19 protein-coding genes are annotated in these 20,199 nt (G+C 71.0%); 16 read left to right on the forward strand and 3 right to left on the reverse strand.

Translation table 11 applies throughout. The annotated features are described in order from the left end of the window. Positions 1-493 precede the first annotated feature (493 nt). Positions 494-1,276, reverse strand: coding sequence for a LysR family transcriptional regulator substrate-binding protein (locus tag ABT367_RS26690; protein ID WP_352255640.1), 783 nt, complete (start codon positions 1,274-1,276; stop codon positions 494-496). A 105-nt stretch (positions 1,277-1,381) separates the two neighbouring features. Here ABT367_RS26690 and ABT367_RS26695 point away from each other — a divergent pair, with 105 nt between their 5' ends. Beyond that, positions 1,382-1,783, forward strand: a complete 402-nt coding sequence (locus ABT367_RS26695; protein ID WP_352255641.1) for a DUF5997 family protein — start codon at positions 1,382-1,384, stop codon at positions 1,781-1,783. Positions 1,784-1,873: 90 nt separating this feature from the next. Here ABT367_RS26695 and ABT367_RS26700 read toward each other — a convergent pair whose 3' ends face one another. Further along, on the reverse strand, positions 1,874-2,797 hold the full coding sequence (locus ABT367_RS26700; RefSeq protein WP_352255642.1) for an aminoglycoside phosphotransferase family protein: 924 nt from the start codon (positions 2,795-2,797) through the stop codon (positions 1,874-1,876). A gap of 166 nt (positions 2,798-2,963) precedes the next feature. On the opposite strand from ABT367_RS26700, the gene ABT367_RS26705 reads away from it, so the two are divergent. Continuing rightward, entirely contained in the window at positions 2,964-4,409 is a 1,446-nt protein-coding gene (locus ABT367_RS26705) for a hypothetical protein (protein WP_352255643.1), read from the forward strand. Here the strand turns inward: ABT367_RS26705 and ABT367_RS26710 are convergent. Continuing rightward, entirely contained in the window at positions 4,397-5,761 is a 1,365-nt protein-coding gene (locus ABT367_RS26710; RefSeq protein ID WP_352255644.1) for a Fic family protein, read from the reverse strand. The genes ABT367_RS26705 and ABT367_RS26710 overlap by 13 nt on opposite strands. Before the next feature lie 176 nt (positions 5,762-5,937). Between ABT367_RS26710 and argC the strand changes: the two genes are divergently transcribed. The 14 genes from argC (at position 5,938) to ABT367_RS26780 (ending at position 20,190) form a co-directional block, all read left to right on the forward strand. Further along, on the forward strand, positions 5,938-6,966 hold the full coding sequence (gene argC / locus ABT367_RS26715; RefSeq protein ID WP_352255645.1) for an N-acetyl-gamma-glutamyl-phosphate reductase: 1,029 nt from the start codon (positions 5,938-5,940) through the stop codon (positions 6,964-6,966). Beyond that, entirely contained in the window at positions 6,963-8,117 is a 1,155-nt protein-coding gene (gene argJ, locus ABT367_RS26720; protein WP_352255646.1) for a bifunctional glutamate N-acetyltransferase/amino-acid acetyltransferase ArgJ, read from the forward strand. Before argC ends, argJ begins: the two co-directional genes overlap by 4 nt. Before the next feature lie 14 nt (positions 8,118-8,131). Continuing rightward, a complete protein-coding gene (argB, locus tag ABT367_RS26725) occupies positions 8,132-9,043 on the forward strand; it encodes an acetylglutamate kinase (RefSeq protein ID WP_352255647.1) in 912 nt (303 codons plus the stop codon). After that, complete coding sequence (locus ABT367_RS26730) at positions 9,040-10,242, forward strand: acetylornithine transaminase (protein WP_352255648.1); 1,203 nt, start codon at positions 9,040-9,042, stop codon at positions 10,240-10,242. Before argB ends, ABT367_RS26730 begins: the two co-directional genes overlap by 4 nt. 20 nt (positions 10,243-10,262) lie before the next feature. Beyond that, entirely contained in the window at positions 10,263-10,799 is a 537-nt protein-coding gene (locus ABT367_RS26735) for an arginine repressor (protein ID WP_352255649.1), read from the forward strand. Positions 10,800-10,908: 109 nt separating this feature from the next. Continuing rightward, complete coding sequence (argG, locus tag ABT367_RS26740; RefSeq protein WP_352255650.1) at positions 10,909-12,333, forward strand: argininosuccinate synthase; 1,425 nt, start codon at positions 10,909-10,911, stop codon at positions 12,331-12,333. 89 nt (positions 12,334-12,422) lie between these two features. Then, positions 12,423-13,850 carry an argininosuccinate lyase gene (gene argH / locus ABT367_RS26745; RefSeq protein WP_352255651.1) on the forward strand — a complete coding sequence of 476 codons (1,428 nt, stop codon included), beginning with the start codon at positions 12,423-12,425 and terminating at the stop codon, positions 13,848-13,850. Positions 13,851-13,970: 120 nt separating this feature from the next. Beyond that, positions 13,971-14,516 carry a TetR/AcrR family transcriptional regulator gene (locus ABT367_RS26750; RefSeq protein ID WP_352255652.1) on the forward strand — a complete coding sequence of 182 codons (546 nt, stop codon included), beginning with the start codon at positions 13,971-13,973 and terminating at the stop codon, positions 14,514-14,516. Between the two features lie 2 nt (positions 14,517-14,518). Beyond that, entirely contained in the window at positions 14,519-16,078 is a 1,560-nt protein-coding gene (locus ABT367_RS26755) for an MFS transporter (protein WP_352255653.1), read from the forward strand. Between the two features lie 142 nt (positions 16,079-16,220). Next, positions 16,221-16,451 carry a hypothetical protein gene (locus tag ABT367_RS26760; protein WP_352255654.1) on the forward strand — a complete coding sequence of 77 codons (231 nt, stop codon included), beginning with the start codon at positions 16,221-16,223 and terminating at the stop codon, positions 16,449-16,451. Next, the gene (locus ABT367_RS26765; protein ID WP_434975546.1) at positions 16,448-17,440 is read left to right on the forward strand and encodes an AAA family ATPase; all 993 of its coding nucleotides are present in this window, start codon (positions 16,448-16,450) and stop codon (positions 17,438-17,440) included. Before ABT367_RS26760 ends, ABT367_RS26765 begins: the two co-directional genes overlap by 4 nt. Further along, on the forward strand, positions 17,437-18,342 hold the full coding sequence (locus ABT367_RS26770) for a DUF58 domain-containing protein (RefSeq protein WP_352255655.1): 906 nt from the start codon (positions 17,437-17,439) through the stop codon (positions 18,340-18,342). The genes ABT367_RS26765 and ABT367_RS26770 overlap by 4 nt, the downstream gene beginning before the upstream one ends. Further along, the gene (locus tag ABT367_RS26775) at positions 18,339-19,289 is read left to right on the forward strand and encodes a VWA domain-containing protein (protein ID WP_352255656.1); all 951 of its coding nucleotides are present in this window, start codon (positions 18,339-18,341) and stop codon (positions 19,287-19,289) included. Before ABT367_RS26770 ends, ABT367_RS26775 begins: the two co-directional genes overlap by 4 nt. A 40-nt stretch (positions 19,290-19,329) precedes the next feature. After that, a complete protein-coding gene (locus ABT367_RS26780; protein WP_352255657.1) occupies positions 19,330-20,190 on the forward strand; it encodes a S1C family serine protease in 861 nt (286 codons plus the stop codon). The last annotated feature ends 9 nt before the right edge of the window (positions 20,191-20,199 follow it).

Consider the following 20,199-nt stretch of genomic DNA (forward strand, 5'->3'; position numbering starts at 1 on the left):
GCCCCCCGGCCCCCTTTCTGGGGGCCTTGCCCCCAGGCCCCCGCTTGTCGCGTGCGGTTTCGTCTTGGGGTCGGTGCCGGTCCGGGGTACCAGTTACACGGGCAATGGCGCCGTTCCCGTGAAGGGTTGCCGTCGCCGTCGGGGGCGCCCGTGTAACTGGCACCCCTCCCCGTCCCCTTCCGCCGGTTCCGCGGCGGGGGTGGGTCGGGGTGCGCGTCACATCAGCACCCCTGGGTTCCCTTCCGCCGGTTCCGCGGCTGCGGGTGGGTCGGGGTGCGTGTCACCTCCGCACCCCCGGGTTCCCTTCCGCCGGGGCCGCGGCTGGCGGCCGGTGGGGGTGCGCGTCGCTTCCGCGTCCCGCCGTCCCCTTCCGCCGTCGTGGGCCGGTGGGGGTTCCGTTTCGTAACTGCAGGCGGGGGGCGGTGGTTGGTTGCGCGTCGCGTCCGGGGCTGTGGGCACCGGTACGGGTGCCTGGTGTCGGTGGGGCGGGTAGCTAGCCCCGTCGCTTCGGCTTGCCTCGGCGTGCTGCGGGCGGGGAGCCGGCTGAACGCGCTCCACCCTTCCCCGTGCCGCCCCGGGGTGCGGCCTTGGCCGGCGTGCCCTTCCCGGACGTCCGCCCCTTGCCGTCCTTGGTCTGCTTCTTCCGTCCGCGAGCCGCCTCGACCTCGGCCGGGGACTGGCCGCGCGAGCTGTTGACCGTGCGGCCCCGGACGATGCCGATGAACTGCTCGACCAGGTCCGAGGTGTCCCCCTGCGGCCAGACAAGACCCATCCGCGACTCGGGCGCATCGGTCAGCGGCCGGTACGTGAGGTCCTTGCGGTGGTGCAGCCGTGCGAGCGACTGCGGTGCGACCAGTACGCCGATGCCCGCCGCCACCAGCTCGACGGCGTCGGCGGTGGTGGCCGGCCGCTCCAGCGCGGGCTTTCCCGGCAGCTCGGTCCAGCCGAGGGTGTCGTCGAGCGGGTGCAGCACGATCTCGTCGGCCAGATCCGCGAGCGTCACCTCGTCGGCGGCCGTGATCAGGTGGTCCTTGGGGACGACGGCCACGGTCGTCTCCGCGTACAGCGGGATCGCGTTGAAGCGCGTCTTGTCCACCGGCATCCGCAGCAGTCCGGCCTCCGCGCCGCCCGATTCCACCAGCTCGGCGGCCTCGGCGGGTTCGACCGCGACCAGCGTCAGTGGGATGGAGGGCAGTCGCTCCCGCCAGATCCGCACCCACTTGGCGGGCGTCGCGCCCGGAACGTAGGCGAGCCGGAACTCGTCCGAGCCTGTCACCGGGGGTACTGCAGCGCCTGTCACCTGGCCAGATTACCCGCCGGGGCGGGGGCCTGAGCGCGCTCGTGGTCGGCCGGACCGCCCGTGATCGCTACCCTTGATGCCATGACCCAGCACCAGAACACCCAGACCATGAAGCCCGCGACCGCGGCGAAGAAGCTGGGCGTGTACCTTCCGGCCACCCCCGCGGAGTTCCAGGAGGGCGTCGTCTCGCGCGCCGAGCTGAACGCGCTGCAGGACGAGCCGCCCCAGTGGCTCGCCGACCTCCGCAAGGACGGCCCGCACCCGCGCCCCGTCGTCGCCGCCAAGCTCGGCGTCTCCATCGCCGGTCTCGCCCGCGGCGGTGTGACCGAGGCGCTCACGACCGAGCAGATCGACGCGCTCCGCGAGGAGATGCCCGAGTGGCTGCGCCAGGAGCGCGCCACGCAGGCGAAGGTCCGCGAGGAGGCCGTGCGCCTCAAGGAGAAGAAGGCGGCCAAGGCGGAGGCCGACGCCCAGGACCGCTGAGCCGCTGAACTGACGAGAGCGCCGACCGTCCCTCCGACGGCCGGCGCTCCTGTACGAGGTGCGGATGAGTGCTCCCGTACGCGATCCGGATCAGCACTCCCGTAGGAGCAGCGCGGCCGTCTCCAGGAACGGCCGGCCGACTTCGGGCGCCCCGTGGGCGATGCAGTACAGCCCGGTCGACACCCGCTCCAGATACCCCCACTCCCACACGGCCGTCTCGTCCTCGCCCGCGGCGCCGGCCAACCGCGCGCAGTAGCCGCGGGCCAGCCGTACCGGGTCCTCGGTGGCGAGCAGTTCCGTGCACCACTCCCTGAGCACCACGCCGAGGTCGTACGAGGCCGGCGCGAGGAAGCCCTCCGGGTCCACGAACACATAGCCCGTCTCGGCCCCCGGCCGCTCGGCACGCACCCGCAGGGCGTTGCCCGGATGCGGATCCCCGTGGACCAGCACACAGTCCTCGGGCCCGAAGAGGGCACGCTTCTCCGCGTAGGCGAGGGCTTGGGCCACCACCGGCTCGGGGCAGGGCCGCCCCAGCTCGTGCCACAAACGGTCCACCAGCTCGTACAGACCGCGGCCCTTGTTCTCGAAGGGGCCAGTGACGGGCGGGCGCGGCACGCTCCATGCCTGCTGCAACAGTTCGGAGAGCACGTCCAACTGCCCTTCAGCGGACGGCAGTCGCTCCAGCGGATCGCCGAGCGCTTCGAGCAGGAGGGCATGGCGCGCCGGGTCATACCGGATCAGCCGTACATAGCCCCGCCCCCGCGCGAGCCGCAATGTGCGGGCCTGCCCCGCGAAGTCGTCGTCGGGCACGGCGAGCTTGAGGACCACGTCCTCGCCGGCCGAGGTGCGGGCCCGGGCCACATACGCCGCCGTGCCACCCGCCAGCGGTTCCCCGACGCTGATCGCCCACTCGCACTCGATGTCCCGCACGAGACCGGCAAGCGAACCAACCCACTCCCGCCCCCGCTCGCCCAGGCTCAGGGCCTTGCTGCGCACCATCGGCGACAGATCCATGGCACGACGGTAACTGTGCCGGGGAGGACCGGAGCCGGCGCTTCACGTCTCGCAGGCAGGTGCCGAATCCCTGCGGACCGACCATGGTGCGCGGTCCGTCGATGCCTGTCGGTACCTGGGGAAAATCGCGAGCACCGGGTACGGCACCTGGGGCACCATCCTTGCCGTGAACCCCCGACTGCTCGGAGCCGCGGCCAACCCGGCCCTGCCGGCCGACCTGGTCGAGAGGCTCATCTCGCTCGCCGACCCGGACGTCGCGGAGGAACTGGCGTGCCGTCCGGATCTGAGCCGCGCGCAGGTGTTGGCGCTGAGGGACCGGGTTCCGGGGTGTGCCGCGCTGCTCGCGCGCTCGGGGCGCCTGACGGAAGCCGACATCGATCCCGTTGCCCGGCCGGAGTCGGCCCTCGCGCTGCTCGAAGAGGGCGAGGGCGGGCCGGAGTTCGCGCGTGTCCTGGTCCGGAGCACGGTGGTCGCACACCGCGAGAGGCTCGCGGCGTGTCCCGGGCTGCCGGGCGACGTCGTGGACATTCTCTCGTCGGACGCAGACGAACAGGTGGTCGCCGAGCTCGCGCTGTGGGCCACGGCGGAGGTGACGGCGCGCCTCGCGGGGCACCCGCACGCGATGGTCCGCCGCGCCGTCGCGTGCAACGAGGCGACGAGCCCCGCGATCCTTGCGGCGCTGGTCGCAGGGGAGGGGTTCGCTCCGCTGGAGGAGTGCGAGCGGTGCGCCGAGGTGTACAACGACGCGGACGCCGTCCGTGACGCGGCCCTGCTCAACCCGTCCACACCCATCGAGGCCGTCTTGCCGCACGTCAACCACGAGGCGGTATGGCCCGGTTGGGGACTGGCGGCACGGGCGGATCTGCCGCCGCAGACGTATGAGCTGCTGGCAGGGCACCCGATGCCGGGGGTCCGGGACGCGGTCGCGAAGAACCCCGCCATCGCCGATGGCCTCCTGCGTCGGCTCGCCGAGGACGGTCATGATTCCGTGCGCCGAAGTGCCGCCTGCAATCCCCGGGTTCCGCTCGACCTCCTCGAGCGGCTGACGACCACCACCAAGATCGGTCCCGGTCTGCTTCCGCGGATCGCCGCGGCCACCGAGGCCGAAACCGGCCACCTCGCCCGCTCGCGCAACCCGGTTCTGCGCATGTGCGTGGCCGAGCGGCGTGACCTGCCCCCGGCCGTGCGGGACGCGCTCGCCGCGGACCCGGACGCGAAGGTGGTCAAGTCCATCGCTCCGCATCCCGGACTGGACGAGTCCCAACTGCGGTCGATGGCACGCCGCCACGGCACCCGGGTGTACGCGAAGGTGGCCGCCAACCAGGCCGCGCCCGCGTCCCTCCTCGAGGAGCTGGCGAACAACGCCGCTCCCGTACGCAAGGCCCTCCGCGAAATCGCCCGCCATCCGAACGCGACGGACGCCGCGCTGCGGATCTGCCTGACGGACATACGGGCCCGCGTACGCGCCGCCGGCCATCCGGCGCTGGCGCCGTCCGTCCTCGCGGATCTGCTCGACCATCCCGACGGGCAGGTGGCCGAGGCAGCGGCGGCGAATCCGGCACTGCCGCTGGTGCTGCTGCGTGAGGTGGTGCTTGCGGCTCAACTGTCGTGAGCGGTAGGCCGGTTCGCTCGGAGGAGTATGTCGATGTATCGGGCCAGGATGAGCGGATCCTCGGGGCTGTCGACTTGGAAGGTCACCCGCCGCAGCAGCCGGACGTCGCCGAGCGTGATGTCCGCGCGGGCGAGGACGTAGACCAGAACGAGGAAGGCCGCGCGGCCGTTGCCGTCTGCGAACGGGTGGAAGTAGCACACGTCCAGGTGCGCACGCGCCGCGCGAGCGGTGAGGGGGAGCCCGGGCTCGAAGGCGTCGGACAGGCAGGAGTCGAACCGGATCTGGGTGCCCGGAACCAAGCCGTAGCGTTCGCGGCCCCGCTTCGCGTAGGCGGAGGCGGTGCGAAAGCCCGGTGGTTCCGGTGTGCCGAGGACGTGTTGCTGCCAGGTGCGAAGCAGCTCGAAACTCAGAGGCCGGCCCGACGCGGCGTCCGTGCGCACCAGCTGCAGAGCCGCGAGCAGCCCTTCGGCTCGGGACGGTGAGATGCGTGCGTCGAAGGTCCGTATGTCCTCGGCGGCGCCGTCGCGAGACGGAGGTGTCCGTTGTGCTGCACCGACCTGCGGACACTCGTGCCAGGGCGCCGCATCGCGCAGCGCCAGCCACTGAGGGATCCGGTCGGGTCCGCGAGGTTCCCGCTGCGACGGCTCGGTGCTCCGCGCCGCGGGAAGGGAGGAAGCCAGACGGTCCGCCACATCGGCCACCACCGCCGGATCCGGCTCGAACCAGCTGTCGAACCGGCCGCCCACGGCCTGGTGCACCAAGTCCTCGGCCACGTCAGGCGGGACATCCCATCGGCTCAGGAACCAGGTGAGCACCTGCTGGCAGTGGCCGTACCAGCCGCTTCCGCAGCCCGTCCGGTCCGTCACCTTGAGGATCAGACGGCGTGCGCCCATCTCCCACAGGAGCGGATCGTCTGCCACCGTGAGCTGATCCAAGGGGTGGGCCTCGAAACAGGCAGCGAGCTCCTCCAGCCAGGCCCGCCACTCGCGCAGCGAGGCGACGACCTTGGTCAGGGTCTCCTCGGGCGTGGTCATCGAGTCATGCGGGCAGCACCAGTTGCCGACCGGTCCACCGTCGAAGTCGCCCTCGTCACGGGCCCAGCGCCACCCGGATGCCCAGGGACCGTAATGCTCGATCAGGGCGTACGACATGGCGTCGGCCCACCTCGGGGACACCTCATGCGCCCAGGTGTCCCAGCCCGTATCGCCGTACGACACGTCCGGCCGGCTCGGCACCGCGCGGGCCGGCCCCAGCGAGCGCACCAGCTTCTCGGCGCCCTCCGCGTCGAAAGGGTGGCGCGCGGGATCCACTTCGTCCCAGGTCAGCGCGGACGGCGAAAGGTCGTACAGCATGCCGTCAGGGTCGTGCGCGCGCCTCCGCGAGCGCAAACCATTTCACGGGGAGCGCAGGCCGTGTGATCGGTGTCGCCGAGCGCCCGCCCCGGTCGACGACGGGAGGGCACGCATACTCTTTGCATAAGAGTACGGAGACACGTATAGTCATGCCATCAAGAGGGAGGCAGGCAACCATGGTGGTACGTGCCGCAGTGGCGGGAGCGAGTGGGTACGCGGGCGGGGAGCTGCTGCGTCTGCTGCTGGGTCATCCCGGTGTCGAGGTCGGCGCACTGACCGGGAACTCCAACGCGGGTCAGCGCCTCGGTGCGCTGCAGCCGCATCTGCTGCCCCTTGCCGACCGTGTTCTCGAGCCGACCACCGCCGAGGTGCTCGCCGGGCATGACGTGGTGTTCCTCGCGCTGCCGCACGGGCAGTCAGCCGCCGTCGCCGAGCAGTTGGGCGATGCCACCCTCGTCGTCGACATGGGGGCGGACTTCCGGTTGAAGGACGCGGGGGAGTGGGAGAAGTTCTACGGCTCCCCGCATGCCGGGACCTGGCCCTACGGGCTGCCCGAGCTGCCGGGGGCGCGCGATGCGCTCAGAGGCAGCAGGCGGGTCGCCGTTCCCGGGTGCTACCCGACCGCTGTCTCCCTCGCCCTCGTCCCCGCGTACGCCGACGGTCTCGCCGAGCATGACGCGGTGATCGTCGCCGCCACCGGCACCTCCGGCGCGGGCAAGGCGCTCAAGCCGCATCTACTGGGCTCCGAGGTGATGGGGTCCATGTCTCCGTACGGCGTGGGCGGCGGGCACCGGCACACGCCCGAGATGATCCAGAACCTCAGCGCGGCGGCCGGCGAGAAGGTCACCGTGTCCTTCACGCCGACCCTCGCCCCGATGGCCCGAGGCATCCTCGCCACCTGCAACGTGAAGGCGAAGCCGGGTGTCACCGCCGAGTCCGTACGGGCCGCTTATGAAAAGGCGTACGCGGACGAGCCGTTCGTGCACCTGCTGCCCGAGGGGCAGTGGCCCGCCACGGCCTCCGTGTACGGGTCCAACGCCGTGCAGATCCAGGTCGCGTACGACGAGAGCGCGCAGCGCGTCGTCGTGATCAGCGCGATCGACAACCTGACCAAGGGCACCGCGGGCGGTGCCGTCCAGTCCATGAACATCGCTCTGGGTCTCGACGAGACCATTGGGCTCTCTACGATCGGAGTCGCGCCGTGAGTGTGACGGCAGCCAAGGGATTCCAGGCCGCGGGTATCGCCGCCGGGATCAAGGAGAACGGGAACCCCGACCTCGCGCTCGTCGTCAACCGCGGCCCCCGCCAGGCCGCCGCCGGCGTCTTCACCTCCAACCGCGTCAAGGCCGCCCCGGTCCTGTGGTCCGAGCAGGTGCTCAAGGGCGGTGTCGTTTCCGCGGTCGTCCTCAACTCCGGTGGCGCCAACGCCTGTACGGGTCCGAAGGGCTTCCAGGACACGCATGCCACCGCCGAGAAGGTGGCCGAGGTCCTCGAAGGGCACAACGCCGGCGAGGTCGCCGTCTGCTCGACAGGGCTCATCGGCGTGACCCTGCCGATGGACAAGCTGCTTCCGGGCGTCGAGCAGGTCGCGGCCGAACTGTCCGAGCACGGCGGCGAGAAGGCCGCCATCGCCATCAAGACCACGGACTCCGTGCACAAGACCGCGGTCGTCGGCAAGGACGGCTGGACCGTCGGCGGGATGGCGAAGGGCGCCGGAATGCTCGCGCCCGGGCTCGCCACCATGCTCGTGGTGCTCACCACGGATGCGGCGCTCGACAGCGACGTACTGGACAAGGCGCTGCGGGACGCCACCCGGCTGACCTTCGACCGGGTCGATTCGGATGGCTGCATGTCGACCAACGACACGGTGCTGCTTCTCGCCTCGGGGGCGAGTCAAGTCACCCCCGAATACGCGGAGTTCGCCGCCGCCGTACGCGAGGTCTGCGACGACCTCGGGCAGCAGCTGATCCGCGACGCGGAGGGCGCCAGCAAGGACATCAAGGTCGAGGTCGTGGGCGCCGCGAGCGAGGACGACGCCGTCGAGGTCGGCCGGTCCATCGCCCGCAACAACCTCCTCAAGTGCGCGATCCACGGCGAGGACCCCAACTGGGGCCGGGTGCTCTCGGCGATCGGCACGACAAAGGCGGCCTTCGACCCGAACCAGCTGAACGTCGCCATCAATGGCGTCTGGGTCTGCAAGAACGGCGGCGTCGGCGAGGACCGTGAGCTCGTCGACATGCGCTACCGCGAGGTGCACATCGTCGCCGACCTCGCCGCCGGCGCCGAGACCGCCACGATCTGGACCAACGACCTGACCGCCGATTACGTGCACGAGAACAGCGCGTACAGCTCATGAGTGAGAAGCCACAGGTGAGCACGACCCGTAAGCACACCGCCCTGCCCAAGGCGCAGATCCTCATCGAGGCGCTGCCCTGGCTCACGCGGCACCAGGGCAAGACCGTCGTCGTCAAGTTCGGCGGCAACGCCATGGTCGACGAGGAGCTCAAGTCCGCCTTCGCGCAGGACGTCGTCTTCCTGCACCACGCGGGCCTCAAGCCCGTGGTCGTACACGGCGGCGGTCCGCAGATCAGCAAGGCGCTCGACCGGCACGGGATCGTCAGTGAGTTCAAGGCCGGCCTCAGGGTCACGACCGAGGACGCCATGGACGTCGTACGGATGGTCCTCGCCGGTCAGGTGCAGCGCGAGCTGGTCGGGCTGCTCAACCAGCACGGCCCGCTCGCCATCGGCCTCACGGGCGAGGACGCGCACACCATGACCGCGACCAAGCACCAGCCGCGCGTCGACGGCGAGTTGGTCGACATCGGGCGCGTCGGCGAGATCACCGAGATCGACACCGGCGCCATCGAAGCCCTGCTCGCCGACGGCCGTATCCCGGTCGTCTCCTCGATCGCCCGCTCCCAGGACGACGGACATGTCTACAACGTCAATGCTGATACGGCGGCTGCGGCACTCGCTGCTGCGCTGGATGCCGAAACCCTGATGGTCCTGACCGATGTCGAGGGTCTCTACGAGGACTGGCCGAACTCCGACGAGGTCATCAGCAAACTCACCGCCACCGAACTCGAGAAGCTGCTCCCGGAGTTGGCGAGCGGCATGGTGCCCAAGATGGAGGGCTGCCTCTACGCCGTACGCAACGGGGTGCACACCGCCCGCGTGATCGACGGACGCGTACCGCACTCCATCCTTCTGGAGATCTTCACTGACGAAGGCATCGGCACGATGGTCGTGCCGGATGCCGAGCCCGAGGGGGAAGCAGCATGAGCAACGCCGAATTCGGAGCGCGCTGGCAGGGCGCGATGATGAACAACTACGGCGCCCCGCGCATGACGCTCGCCCGCGGTGAGGGCCTCAAGGTCTGGGACGCCGACGGCAAGGAGTACCTGGACTTCATCGGCGGAATCGCCGTGAACGCGCTCGGCCACGCCCACCCGGCGGTCGTCCGCGCGGTCAGCGACCAGGTCGCGACCCTCGGCCAGATCTCCAACTTCTTCATCGCCGAACCGACCGTCGCCCTCGCCGAGCACCTCCTTCGCTGCTTCGGCCGCGAGGGCCGGGTGTTCTTCTGCAACTCCGGTACGGAGGCCAACGAGGCGGCCTTCAAGCTCGGCCGCCTCACCGGACGCACCCACATGGTCGCGACCGACGGCGGCTTCCACGGGCGGACCATGGGCGCCCTCGCGCTCACCGGACAGCCCGCCAAGCAGGCGCCGTTCGCGCCGCTGCCCGGTGATGTCACGCATGTCCCGTACGGGGATGCCGAGGCGCTGCGCGCGGCCGTGACGACGGACACGGCCTTCGTGATGATCGAGCCGATCCAGGGCGAGAACGGTGTGGTCGTCCCCCCGGCCGGCTATCTCGAGGCCGCGCGGGAGATCACCCGGGCCACCGGGACGCTGCTCGTGCTCGACGAGGTGCAGACCGGGATCGGGCGGACCGGGCAGTGGTTCGAGTACCTCGCCCACGAGGGGGTCGAGCCGGATGTGGTCACGCTCGCCAAGGGGCTCGGCGGCGGGCTTCCGCTCGGTGCGGCCGTCGCGTTCGGCGCCGCGGCCGACCTGCTGCAGCCCGGCCAGCACGGCACGACCTTCGGCGGCAATCCGATCGCCTGCGCCGCGGGACTCGCCGTACTGGAGACGATCGAGGCCGAAGGGCTGCTCGACAACGTCAAGGCGATGAGCGAGAAGCTCATCGACGGAATCGAGAATTCCGGACATCCGCTCGTCGGCCATGTCCGGGGTGCGGGCCTGCTGCTGGGTATGGTGCTCACCGAGCCGCTCGCGCCCCTGGTGCAGCAGGCGGCTCAGGACGCCGGGATCCTGGTGAACGCACCCGCCCCCGATGTGGTCCGCCTGATGCCGGCGCTCACCATCGGCGACGCCGAGGTGGAATCGTTCCTCCAGGCGCTGCCCGGCATCCTCGACCAGGCGCTCGCGGCCGGCCGGCCGACGGGGAGTGAGTGACGCGGAATGAGACGACGACGATGAGCCAGGCGCAGGAGAACGAGCAGGGCGGCCCGTCCGTACCGCAGACGCGCACCGCACGGCACCGCCGGATCGTGGACATCCTCAACCGGCTGCCGGTGCGCTCGCAGAGCCAGCTGGCGAAGCTGCTCGCGGACGACGGGCTGCATGTCACGCAGGCGACGCTCTCGCGTGACCTCGACGAGCTCGGTGCCGTGAAGATCCGCAACACCGGTGGTGAGCTGATCTACGCGGTGCCGAGCGAGGGCGGATTCCGTACGCCGCAGGCGCCGTTGGGGGAGTCGGCGAAGGAGGACCGCCTGAAGCGCATCGCGGGTGAACTCCTCATCTCCGCCGAGGCGTCCGCCAACCTCGTGGTCCTGCGCACGCCCCCCGGCGCCGCCCAGTTCCTCGCCTCCGCGATCGACCAGGCCGAACTCCACGTCATCCTCGGCACCATCGCCGGCGACGACACCGTGATGCTGATCAGCCGCGACCCGGCCGGCGGCCAGGCCCTGGCCGACCACATGCTGCGGCTCGCTCAGAACGAGCGCTGAGGGGTCCGCTCCGCCTCCGTGGACCTGGCCCTCTTCCTCCTGTGAGGACCTCGGGGGCCAGGACCATCCCACGGTTGCATGATCATGCGGAGTCATGCATACTCTTCCTATGTCCAAGGTCCTCACTTCCCTTCCGGCCGGCGAGCGCGTCGGCATCGCCTTCTCCGGTGGTCTCGACACCTCCGTCGCGGTCGCGTGGATGCGCGACAAGGGCGCCGTCCCGTGCACGTACACCGCCGACATCGGCCAGTACGACGAGCCCGACATCGCCTCGGTGCCGGGCCGCGCGAAGAACTACGGCGCGGAGATCGCGCGTGCGGTGGACTGCCGTGCCGCGCTCGTCGAGGAGGGCCTGGCCGCGCTGACCTGCGGCGCGTTCCACATCCGCTCCGGCGGCCGGGCGTACTTCAACACCACGCCGCTCGGCCGGGCGGTCACCGGCACCATGCTGGTCAAGGCGATGCTCGAGGACGACGTCCAGATCTGGGGCGACGGCTCGACGTACAAGGGCAACGACATCGAGCGGTTCTACCGCTACGGCCTGCTCGCCAACCCCAACCTGCGGATCTACAAGCCGTGGCTCGACGCCGACTTCGTCGCCGAGCTCGGTGGCCGCCAGGAGATGTCCGAGTGGCTGGTCGCGCACGGACTGCCCTACCGGGACTCCGCCGAGAAGGCGTACTCCACCGACGCCAACATCTGGGGCGCCACCCACGAGGCCAAGATCCTCGAGCACCTCGACACGGGCGTCGAGACCGTGAACCCCATCATGGGCGTGAAGTTCTGGGACCCGTCGGTCGAGATCCCCACCGAGGACGTCACCATCGGCTTCGCCCAGGGCCGGCCCGTCACCATCAACGGCAAGGAGTTCGCCTCCGCCGTCGACCTGGTGATGGAGGCCAACGCCATCGGCGGCCGGCACGGCCTGGGCATGTCCGACCAGATCGAGAACCGCATCATCGAGGCCAAGAGCCGCGGCATCTACGAGGCCCCCGGCATGGCGCTCCTGCACGCCGCCTACGAGCGCCTCGTCAACGCCATCCACAACGAGGACACCCTCGCCCAGTACCACAACGAGGGCCGGCGGCTCGGCCGTCTCATGTACGAGGGCCGCTGGCTGGACCCGCAGGCGCTGATGGTCCGTGAGTCGATCCAGCGCTGGGTCGGCGCGGCCGTCACCGGCGAGGTCACGCTGCGGCTGCGGCGCGGCGAGGACTACTCGATCCTCGACACCCAGGGCCCGGCCTTCAGCTACCACCCGGACAAGCTCTCCATGGAGCGCACCGAGGACTCCGCGTTCGGCCCGGTCGACCGGATCGGCCAGCTCACCATGCGGAACCTCGACATCGCCGACTCGCGCGCCAAGCTCGAGCAGTACGCGAGTCTTGGCATCCTCGGCGTGGAGTCCGCTGCCGCCACCGGTCTGATCGGCACCATGCCCGAGGGCGGCGCCCAGGCGATCGCCTCGCGCGGCGAGTCCGCGGGCGACGACGAGGCCCTGGACCGGGCCGCGATGGAGTTCGGCACCGACTGACCGGCGCCCGCCGCACGTAACGTCGGTCGCCTCCCCGTCACATGGCGGGGAGGCGACCGTACAACCACCCTCCTGAGGAGCACCCCGCAGTGAGCACCCCCGCCGACAACCTCCGCCTCTGGGGCGGCCGCTTCGCCGACGGTCCCGCCGAGGCCCTTGCGAAGCTGTCCGCGTCCGTCCACTTCGACATGCGGCTCGCGCCGTACGACATCGCCGGTTCGCGTGCCCATGCCCGCGTGCTGCACAAGGCGGGGCTGCTCACGGCCGATGAGCTCGCGCGCATGATCGGCGGGCTCGACCGGCTCGAACAGGACGTCGCGAGCGGTGAGTTCACCGCCACGATCGCCGACGAGGACGTGCACACCGCGCTGGAGCGGGGGCTGCTCGAGCGGCTGGGACCCGACCTCGGCGGCAAGCTGCGGGCCGGCCGGTCCCGCAACGACCAGGTGGCCACACTCTTCCGGATGTACCTGCGCGACCACGCCCGGATCATCGGCGGCCTGATCGCCGACCTCCAGGACGCTCTCGTGGGTCTGGCCGAGGCGCACCCCGACGTGGCGATGCCGGGCCGTACGCACCTCCAGCACGCCCAGCCGGTGCTCTTCGCCCACCACGTACTGGCGCATGTGCAGTCCCTGTCCCGGGACGCCGAGCGGCTGCGTCAGTGGGACGAGCGGACCGCCGTCTCCCCGTACGGCTCGGGTGCGCTGGCCGGCAGCAGTCTGGGTCTCGACCCGGAGGCTGTCGCAAAGGACCTGGGCTTCGAGCACGGCAGCTCGGGCAACTCCATCGACGGCACGGCCTCGCGTGACTTCGTCGCCGAGTTCGCCTTCATCACCGCGATGATCGGTGTGAACCTCTCCCGGATCGCCGAAGAGGTCATCATCTGGAACACGAAGGAGTTCTCCTTCGTCACGCTGCACGACGCGTTCTCCACCGGCTCGTCGATCATGCCGCAGAAGAAGAACCCGGACATCGCCGAGCTGGCGCGGGGCAAGTCCGGCCGTCTGATCGGCAATCTGACCGGGCTCATGGCCACGCTGAAGGCGCTGCCGCTCGCGTACAACCGCGATCTGCAGGAGGACAAGGAGCCGGTCTTCGACTCCTGCGACCAGCTGGAGGTCCTGCTGCCCGCCTTCACCGGCATGATGGCCACGCTCACGGTGCACCGCGAGCGTCTGGAGGAGCTGGCGCCCGCCGGGTTCTCGCTCGCCACCGACATCGCCGAGTGGCTGGTCAAGCAGGGCGTCCCGTTCCGTGTCGCGCACGAGGTCGCGGGGGAGTGCGTCAAGGTCGCCGAGTCCGAGGGCAAGGAGCTCGACGAGCTCACGGACGAGCAGTTCGCGAAGATCTCGGCCCATCTGACCCCCGAGGTCCGCGCGGTCCTCACCGTTCCGGGCGCGCTGGCCTCGCGCAACGGCCGCGGCGGCACCGCGCCGTCGGCGGTCGCGGTCCAGCTGGCCGAGGTCAAGCAGGACCTTTCCGGCCAGCGGGCCTGGGCGGACGCCAAGAAGTAGTTCCTACGGGAAGCAGGGCCCGGTCACCGTCCAGGTGGCCGGGCCCTTTCGCGATCCCGCAGTCGAGACGCCCGGGTCCCGGATGAGACAAAGATGTCTCACTAGAGGTACAGTCGTCTCATGGCAGTCGACCGCGAACACATCCTCAGGGCCGCCGCGGCCCTCCTCACCCGCAAAGCCACCTCGACGATGGACGAGGTGGCCAAGGCGGCCGGGATCAGCCGCGCGACCCTGCACCGGCAGTTCGCCGGGCGGGACGCGCTGATCAGGGCCCTCGAAGCGCTGGGCCTCGAACAGCTCGACGCCGCGCTGGACGCCGCACGGCTCGACGAGGGCGCCGCCGCCGACGCGGTCCACCGGCTTGTCGCCGAAGTCGAGCCCGTGGCCGGTTTCCTGGCCTTCCTCGTCACCGAGAACCAGCTCTTCGAGGGTGACGGGATGAACGAGGGCTGGAACCGGATCGACGACCGCATCACCGCGCTGTTCCGCCGCGGCCAGGAGTCCGGCGAGTTCCGGATCGACCTGTCGCCCGTGTGGCTGACCGAGGCGCTCTACGGCCTGGTCGGCTCCGGCGCCTGGGCCGTGCAGGACGGCCGGGTCGCCGCCAAGGATTTCCAGTTCATGATCGTCGAGCTGTTGCTCGGCGGCGTACGACGGAGTGCATAACCATGACCACCACCCGAGACGAGATACCGGCCGAGAAGGCGGCCGCCACGGGGCTTCAAGCACCCCACCCCGCCCGCTGGCTCGCGATGGCCGTCCTGGCCCTGGCCGTACTGCTCGTCGGTATCGACGCCACCGTCCTCGGCCTCGCCACCCCGTACATCAGCGAGGGTCTGCGGCCCAGCGGCACACAGCTGCTGTGGATCGGTGACGTCTACTCGTTCGTGATCGCCGGTCTGCTGGTCTCCATGGGCAGCCTCGGCGACCGCATCGGCCGTAAGAAGCTGCTGCTCATCGGCTCCGTCGCGTTCGGCGCGGTCTCCGTGCTCAACGCGTATGCCACCACTCCCGAGATGATGATCCTCGCCCGGGCCCTGCTCGGTGTCGCGGGTGCGACCCTGATGCCCTCGACGCTCGCGCTGATCCGGAACATCTTCCACGACCCGCGCGAACGCTCCCTCGCCGTCGGCATCTGGGGCGCCATGGCCTCCGCCGGCGCCGCCGTCGGACCCGTCGTCGGCGGCTTCCTGCTCGAACACTTCTGGTGGGGCTCGGTCTTCCTGATCAACCTGCCGGTGATGGCGGTCCTGGTGCTCGTCGGCATCAAGCTGCTTCCCGAGTCGAAGAACCCCGCGCCCGGTCCCTGGGACATGCCCAGTGTGGGGCTCTCCCTCGTCGGCATGGTCTCGATCGTGTACGCCGTCAAGGAGGCGGCCGCGCACGGTCTCAGGCCCGATGTGGCGGGCACGGCTGTGCTCGGTGTCGTGGCGCTGATCTGGTTCGTACGCCGCCAGCGCACCCTCACCTCGCCGCTGCTCAACGTCGAGCTGTTCCGCAACCGCGGCTTCTCCGGCGCCGTACTCGCCGACCTCCTGACCATCCTCGGTCTGTCCGGCCTGGTCTTCTTCCTGTCGCAGTTCCTGCAACTCGTCCAGGGACGGCGCCCGTTGGAGGCAGGACTCGCCGAACTGCCCGCCGCGCTCGGTGCGGTGGTCGCCGGTCTGATCGCCGGGCAGGTCGCGCGGCGGTTCTCCGTACGCGTGGTGGTGGCCGGAGGACTCGCGGCCGTCGGCGGCGCACTCGGTGTGCTCACCCTGCTCGACCGCAGCACCGGCTATCCGATGCTCGGCACGATCCTCCTGGTCGTCGGCATCGGCGCGGGCTTCGCGTTCACCGTCACTGCGGACGTGATCCTCTCCAGCGTGCCCAAGGAACAGGCCGGTGCGGCCTCCGCGGTCTCGGAGACGGCGTACGAGCTGGGTGCCGCACTCGGTATCGCCCTGCTCGGCTCCATCGTCACCGGGGTCTACCGGGACTTCTCGGCACCCGCAGGACTGCCGGCCGAAGCGACGGGCGCCGCCCGTGAATCCCTGGGCGGCGCCTGGGAGTCGGCCGCGTCGCTGCCCGGCGAACAGGGCGCGGCGCTGCTGACCACAGCACAGGACGCGTTCGTGGACGGTCTGCGCCTGGCGGCCGGCGTCGGCTCGGCGGTGCTGCTCGCGGCAGCGGTCGCGGCCTGGTTCCTGCTGCGCGGGCAGAAGCTGGCGGACGGGGTCGAGCACTGAGGCCGGTGAGACGGGGGCGAGCACTGGCCGGTGCCCGCGGGCGAGCACTGACGCCGGAGCACACGCGGCTTCTTTAAGCCCGTTTTCGCCTCGTGATGATGGTCTGGCCTTCCGAGCCCTTACTGCTCTGGAGGCCAGACTCATGTCCCGTACGCGCAAGTACGTACTCGCCTCGGTCGCCGCACTCGCCGCCGCGGGCATCGCCACAGGAGCCGGCGGCGCGTTCGCCGACGACGGCGGAGACTCGCCGAAGAACGTACGGATAGTCGTCGACGAACGCGGAGCCGGCCAGGGCGACGCGGCCGACAGGAAGGACTGCCCAGGCAAGAACGGTGAAGCGCCGGCCTCCGAGGTCCCGGCGGAGGCGCTGTGAGCGTCGCCCTCGCGCCCGATGACCAAAAGCTTCTGGAAGAAGCGCTGTTCGAGGTCAAGCGGGTGATCGTCGGCCAGGACCGGATGGTGGAGCGGATGTTCACCGCGGTCCTGGCCCGCGGCCACTGTCTGCTGCAGGGCGTGCCGGGAGTCGCCAAGACGCTCGCCGCCAAGTCCCTGGCCGAGGTGGTCGGCGGGCACTTCGCCCGGATCCAGTTCACCCCCGACCTCGTACCGTCCGACATCACGGGCACCCGGATCTACCGGGCGTCGCGGGAGACCTTCACCGTCGAACCCGGACCCGTCGTCGCCAACGTGGTGCTCGCCGACGAGATCAACCGGGCACCCGCCAAAGTCCAGTCGGCGCTGCTCGAAGTGATGGCCGAGCGACAGGTCTCCCTCGGCGGCACGACCATCGAGGTCCCCGAACCCTTCCTCGTGCTCGCCACGCAGAATCCCATCGAGTCCGAGGGCGTGTACCAACTGCCCGAGGCGCAGCGCGACCGGTTCCTGCTCAAGGTCGAGATCGACGTGCCGAGCGAGTCCGAGGAGCTGGCGATCCTCTACCGCATGAGCACCGACCCGCCGCGCCCGCGCCGAGTCCTCACTCCGTCCGCGGTCCTGTCGCTGCAGCGCGCGGCCGACGAGGTGTTCGTGCACCACGCGGTGGCCGAGTACGCGGTACGCCTCGTCTGCGCGACCCGTGAACTGGCCGGTCCCGAACGGCGCTTGGCGCACGGCGCCGGTCCCCGCGCCACCCTCGGCCTGGTCGCCGCCGCCCGTGCGCTGGCCCTGCTGCGCGGGCGCGGCTACGTCCTGCCCGCCGACGTCCACGCACTCGCCCACGACGTCATGGCGCACCGCCTCGTGCTGTCCTTCGACGCCCTGGCCGACGGGATCGAGCCCGGGACCCTGGTCGACGAGGTACTCGCGGCCGTCGAACAGCCGAGGATCAGCCCGCGCGAAGTCACCGCCGAGGAGGCGGCATGACCACGCTCGGCGAGCTGACCCCCGAACAGGCCTTACGCCACCTGGAGTTGCTGTTCACGCGCCGCGTGGACGGCATGCTCCAGGGCGACCACCGCGGCCTGAACACGGGCCCGGGCACCGAACCCGACCGCACCCGCGTCTACGAACCGGGCTCGGACGACGTACGCCGGATCGACTGGAACGCCACCGCCCGCACCACTGTCCCCCATGTCCGCCTCACCGAGGCCGAACGCGAACTCACCACCTGGATCGTGCTCGACGCCTCCGCCAGCATGGACTTCGGCACGGGACGGATGGAGAAGCGCGAGCTGGCGGTGGGCGCCGCCGCGGCCGTCGCCTTCCTCACCGAACGCTCCGGCAACCGCATCGGCGCGCACATCACCGGCCCCGGCGGCATCCTGCGCATCCCCGCGCGCACCGGCCGCCGCCATCTCCTGTCGATCCTGTACGCCGCACTGGACCGCCCCCGGGTGGCGGCAGGACCGCAGCGGCACTCCCTCGGCGACACCCTGCGCACGCTTCGCTCCCTCAGGCGGCGCGCACTCGTCGCGGTCGTCTCCGACTTTCTGGAGGACGGCTGGGAGCGTCCGCTGCGGGCTGTCGCGCGCCACCACCAGGTGCTCGCCGTCGAGACCGTCGACCCGCGCGAACTGGAGCTGCCCCCGGTCGGTCTGCTCACCCTCGTGGACCCGGAGACGGGCCGACGGCGCGAAGTGCCCACGCAGGCACGCCGGTTACGGGAGCGCTACGCGGCCGCCGCACTGGAACAGCGTGCCCAGATCAAGCAGGCGATACGGGCCGGTGGCGCGGCCCATCTGCGGCTGCGCACCGACCGCGACTGGGTCCGCGATGTCGTACGCCATCTCGCGGAGCAGCGGCGCAGGGCCGGAGGCGTGGCATGACCCTCGCCTCGCCCGGCTGGCTTCTGCTCCTCGTACCGCTCCTCGCGCTCATCGGCCTGTACGTGGTGATGCAGCGCAGACGCGAGAAGTACGCGGTCCGCTTCACCAACCTCGATCTGCTCGACAAGGTGGCGCCGTCGCGTCCCGGCTGGCGCCGCCACGTCCCCGCGGCGGCGTTCTGCGCGACACTCGCCCTGCTCGTCGTCGGCTTCGCGCGGCCGAGCGTGGACGTCCAGGTGCCGCGGGAACGCGCCACGATCATGGTCGCCTTCGACGTCTCCGCGTCCATGGAGGCGACCGATGTGGCACCGAGCCGCTTCGAGGCGGCACAGGACGCGGCGCTCGGCTTCGTCGGACGGCTGCCGGAGCGGTTCAATGCGGGTCTGGTGCCGTTCAGCGGCTCCGCGTCGGTGGCCGTGCCGCCGGGCACGGACCGGGAAGCACTCCGGACAGCCATCGAGACCCTGCGTACCGGCGAAGGGACCGCCATAGGCGACGCGGTGATCGCCGCGCGCGACGCCGTACGACGACTCGACGCCGAAGCGGGCGAGAACCCTCCGCCCGCGCATGTCGTCCTTCTGTCCGACGGCGCCAACACGGTGGGACGCTCGGTGAGTTCGGCGGCCGCCGCCGCGGCCGAGGCGCGGATCCCGGTCTCGACCATCGCGTACGGCACGGAGGACGGGGCGATCGAGACACCCTCGGGCGGACGGATACCCGTACCCGTCGACGGTCCCGCACTCGAAGAGCTCGCCTCGGCGACCGGCGGAGACTTCCACGAGGCGGCGTCCGGGGAGGAACTGGAGGAGGTCTACGAGGACATCGGCAGCTCCGTCGGGCATCGCACGGAGGAGCGTGAGGTGTGGGCGTGGTTCGTCGGTGCCGGTCTGGGGGCGGCGCTCCTGACCGCGGCCGCGTCGCTGCTCTGGTTCTCGCGGCTGCCGTGACGCTTTCCGTGATTGCCGTGACGCCGACTTGGGAGGAAGCATGAGCGACCCCTACTACCAGGGGCTGGGCGAGCCCCGAGGTCCCGCCTTCACACCAGGGCGGCCGCCACCCCCGTTCGGGCAGCCGTATCCGGCACAGGCGTACTACCCGACGCCCGAGCCGGCCGCGCCGCCCCGGCAGCGCGCCGCACGTCCGGTCCTGGCGGCGATCGTCGCCGCGGTGCTCGCCGGAGGCGGTGCCGGTTACGCGGCGGGGCAGTTCGGGGACGACGGCGGCGCCCCGCCCGCCGCCGGTGCCGGCCGCGACTCCGCCGGACTCGACGCCGTGGCGGCACAGGTGCTGCCCAGCGTGCTCTCCGTCGAAGCGCCCGGCGGCCAGGGCTCCGGGTTCGTCTTCGACAGTGAGGGACGCATCCTCACCAACGCCCATGTCGTCGGCGAGAGCTCGCAGGTCGTCGTGGTCCTGCAGAGCGGACGGCGGGTGCCCGCCCAAGTGCTCGGCACCGACCCGGCGTTGGACGTCGCCGTCCTGCGGCCCGAGAGCACCCGGGGACTCTCTCCCGCCCGTCTCGCACCCGACGCGGAGCCCGCCGTCGGCGACACCGTGCTCGCCATCGGCTCCCCGCTCGGCCTCTCCGGCACCGTGACCTCGGGCATCGTCAGCGCGCTCGACCGCAAGGTCAGCCTCGGCGACGGCGACCAGCGCGCCCTGCAGACCGACGCCTCCATCAACCCGGGCAACTCCGGCGGTCCGCTGGTCGACGCCGACGGGCAGGTCATCGGGATCAATACGGCCATCGCCACCCTCGACCGGGAACGCGGCGGTTCCATAGGTATCGGCTTCGCCATCCCCGTGGGCGAGGCGCTGCAGTCCGCAGAGTCGATCGTCGCGGGCGACTGAACGAGAGGG

Origin of the sequence: Streptomyces mesophilus, assembly GCF_040300965.1 — a bacterium.
Lineage (GTDB): Bacteria > Actinomycetota > Actinomycetes > Streptomycetales > Streptomycetaceae > Streptomyces > Streptomyces mesophilus_A.

Bases quoted from the DNA above. Each gene is read 5' to 3' on its own strand.
- ABT367_RS26750 (WP_352255652.1), top strand. From the start codon at position 13,971: ATGGCAGTCGACCGCGAACACATCCTCAGGGCCGCCGCGGCCCTCCTC.
- ABT367_RS26770 (WP_352255655.1), top strand. From the start codon at position 17,437: ATGACCACGCTCGGCGAGCTGACCCCCGAACAGGCCTTACGCCACCTG.
- ABT367_RS26760 (WP_352255654.1), top strand. From the start codon at position 16,221: ATGTCCCGTACGCGCAAGTACGTACTCGCCTCGGTCGCCGCACTCGCC.
- ABT367_RS26735 (WP_352255649.1), top strand. From the start codon at position 10,263: ATGAGCCAGGCGCAGGAGAACGAGCAGGGCGGCCCGTCCGTACCGCAG.
- ABT367_RS26700 (WP_352255642.1), bottom strand. From the start codon at position 2,797: ATGGATCTGTCGCCGATGGTGCGCAGCAAGGCCCTGAGCCTGGGCGAG.
- ABT367_RS26710 (WP_352255644.1), bottom strand. From the start codon at position 5,761: ATGCTGTACGACCTTTCGCCGTCCGCGCTGACCTGGGACGAAGTGGAT.
- argG (WP_352255650.1), top strand. From the start codon at position 10,909: ATGTCCAAGGTCCTCACTTCCCTTCCGGCCGGCGAGCGCGTCGGCATC.
- ABT367_RS26730 (WP_352255648.1), top strand. From the start codon at position 9,040: ATGAGCAACGCCGAATTCGGAGCGCGCTGGCAGGGCGCGATGATGAAC.
- argC (WP_352255645.1), top strand. From the start codon at position 5,938: ATGGTGGTACGTGCCGCAGTGGCGGGAGCGAGTGGGTACGCGGGCGGG.
- ABT367_RS26695 (WP_352255641.1), top strand. From the start codon at position 1,382: ATGACCCAGCACCAGAACACCCAGACCATGAAGCCCGCGACCGCGGCG.
- ABT367_RS26755 (WP_352255653.1), top strand. From the start codon at position 14,519: ATGACCACCACCCGAGACGAGATACCGGCCGAGAAGGCGGCCGCCACG.
- ABT367_RS26780 (WP_352255657.1), top strand. From the start codon at position 19,330: ATGAGCGACCCCTACTACCAGGGGCTGGGCGAGCCCCGAGGTCCCGCC.
- ABT367_RS26775 (WP_352255656.1), top strand. From the start codon at position 18,339: ATGACCCTCGCCTCGCCCGGCTGGCTTCTGCTCCTCGTACCGCTCCTC.